This is a genomic window from Pseudomonadota bacterium (assembly GCA_010028905.1).
Taxonomy (GTDB): Bacteria; Vulcanimicrobiota; Xenobia; order RGZZ01; family RGZZ01; genus RGZZ01.
The window spans coordinates 1-2,190 of record RGZZ01000670.1 but is presented as its reverse complement, the minus strand read 5'-3'; the positions used below and the strand labels follow the sequence as shown (position 1 = coordinate 2,190).

Genomic DNA, 2,190 nt, shown 5'->3' with positions numbered 1-2,190 from the left:
CTTCACCGGCGGCAGCTTGCGAGCGTGTCCCTTCTTGGGGGGGGAAGCAGGTCGGACAGGCGAGGCAGTCGGCACATCGGCGACAGCCTGGGGCGCCGCATCGTCCACCGCGACGTCTGACGCAGCGCTGACAGGCGCAGCCTCAGCAGCGGGCGCAGATGAGACAGGTGCTTCGCTCGGCGACTCAGGAACAGGAGCGCGCTCCTGGGTCTCAGGGGCGACGGCGGCCTGTTCACCCGTGCTCAGCACGAATCGAGGACCGTCCTTGGTCAGCTCCAACTTGAAACGCTTCAGATCTTCGGGCTGGCGCGACTTGCTCACGCTGCCTTCCTCCCTTACCCTACCGCTGACAGCGCCCCGTGGCGTCTGCCGCGATCAATCACGACTCTGGCACACCATGCCGGAATTGTAGAACTGACACAGTCTAACACTCGCCTTCGAGAGGGGTCAAGCAAGAAGCGTGTCCGTTTTGTGAACATGACGCCGGCTTTCTCGGCCCCCCATGCGGCTCTCGCCGCGCGCCCTACATGTCATGCAGGCGAGGGGCGTCTTCATCGTCGCTGCGCTCGCGCGAGAGATTGGTCTCGAGCGTGCTGAGCTCTGTGATGAGATACCCCGCAGACGCGGGGCGCCCGCTCGACTCCTTCGACAGCAGCCGGCTCACCAGATCGTCGAGCTCTGACGGGATTCCAGGCACCACCAGTCCAGGATGCGGGGCCTCCTGCGTCATCTTCCGCATGACCAGCTCTCCGAACGGGACCCCTGCGTGAGGCGGCTGCCCGGTGAGCATCTCGTAGGCAAGCACACCGAGAGAGTACAGGTCGGAGCGCCCGTCGAGGGTCTTGCCCGTGATCTGCTCGGGCGACATGTAGAGACCCGTGCCAAGGACATCGCCGCGCTGGGTGAGCTGCTGCGCCTCGTCAGCCTGCACCACCCCGAAGTTGTGGAGGATGGCCCGTCCGTTCTCGGTCACGCTCACGCTCTGCGGCTTGAGGTTGCGATGCACGTTCTGGTTGCGATGCACTGCCGCGAGTGCGCTGGCGATGTCAGCCATGATCGAGATGACATCGAGGGGATGCATGGCCCCCACGCGCTTGATCACCGACGAGAGCTCCTCGCCGCGCACCGGCTCCGTGACCAGGATGGGAATCACGCGTCCCCGATCCTTGAGCTTCTCGAAGGCTTTGAAGCGGACGACGTGTGGGCTGTCGATGCCCTCGAGCACCGAGGCCTCGCGCTCGAGACGCCCCACGGCGGTCTTGTCCTCGAGGGCGCTGGTCGTGGGAATCTTGAGGTCGCAGGCCTCGCCGTGCTGCGTGACGGCGCGGTAGCTGATGAAACCCACCCCCTCGGCAAGCTTCTCTTTGAGGGTGTAGGTTCCGATCTGGCTGCGGCTGATGGGCAGGCTCGACAGGCTGAGCATGTTCTCAGACATGCTCAAGATCTTGGCGGCCGCCTCCTCGGTCTTCTTCTTCTGCGCCGCCAGGCGAGCGAGGAGGGCGACAAACACGGCGACCACCACCACCAGCACAAGCGCCAGGGTGGTCTGCCCCCCTGCGGGACGGGGCGGCGCAACATCTCCGATCAGGAGCACCCGCGTGGCGGTCGAGGTCACCACCGACGCACCGAACAACAGCGATTCAGCCAGCATGAGACGCGATGCTCCGTAGTTCGTGCAATCCTTGGGAGGCGCGAAGGTATTTCAATATCGGGGAGTATAGCACGTCAACCCCTCCCACTTCAAGAAAGCCCCCTGAAGATGATGCAGATGAGGGTCGTTGGATGGGGCTTTTGAAGAACGTCCGATAGGCGCAATGCAAGTGAAGCGCCAGTGAAGTCGAGTGCGTCTGATGACACGCCCGCAAGCCGTGCTGAGAGAGGCTGCTCCGGCTCCGACATCGTCGCGGGGGTCAAGCCGAGCGACCCTCACGAGCCCGGTGCGTCGTTGACTGGTGCGCTTTTCCCCGCGTGACGCCCGCCCGCCATCGGCCGCCCGCTTGCACCGTTGTCCACCACGACACCGTGGGGGACATCCCCGTGTCCACCACGACACCGTGGGGGACAACGGTGCGGAGCTGCACGAACGGGGGCGCACGCTGCCTGTCCACCACGAGGCCGTGGGGGACAACCCCGTGTCCACCACGACACCGTGGGGGACAACCCCGTGTCCACCACGACACCGTGGGGGAC

2 protein-coding genes are annotated in these 2,190 nt (G+C 65.1%); both read right to left on the bottom strand.

Translation table 11 applies throughout. From position 1 onward, the window contains the following. Positions 1 to 321, bottom strand: a 321-nt coding sequence (locus EB084_24150; GenBank protein NDD31355.1) for a hypothetical protein, incomplete at its 3' end; no start/stop codon positions are given. Positions 322 to 523: 202 nt separating this feature from the next. After that, positions 524 to 1,651: a serine/threonine protein kinase gene (locus EB084_24145; GenBank protein NDD31354.1), complete on the bottom strand. Its 1,128-nt coding sequence runs from the start codon at positions 1,649 to 1,651 to the stop codon at positions 524 to 526. Positions 1,652 to 2,190: the final 539 nt, after the last annotated feature.

Coding starts and splice junctions, on each gene's coding strand:
- EB084_24145 (NDD31354.1), bottom strand. CDS start 1,651: ATGCTGGCTGAATCGCTGTTGTTCGGTGCGTCGGTGGTGACCTCGACC.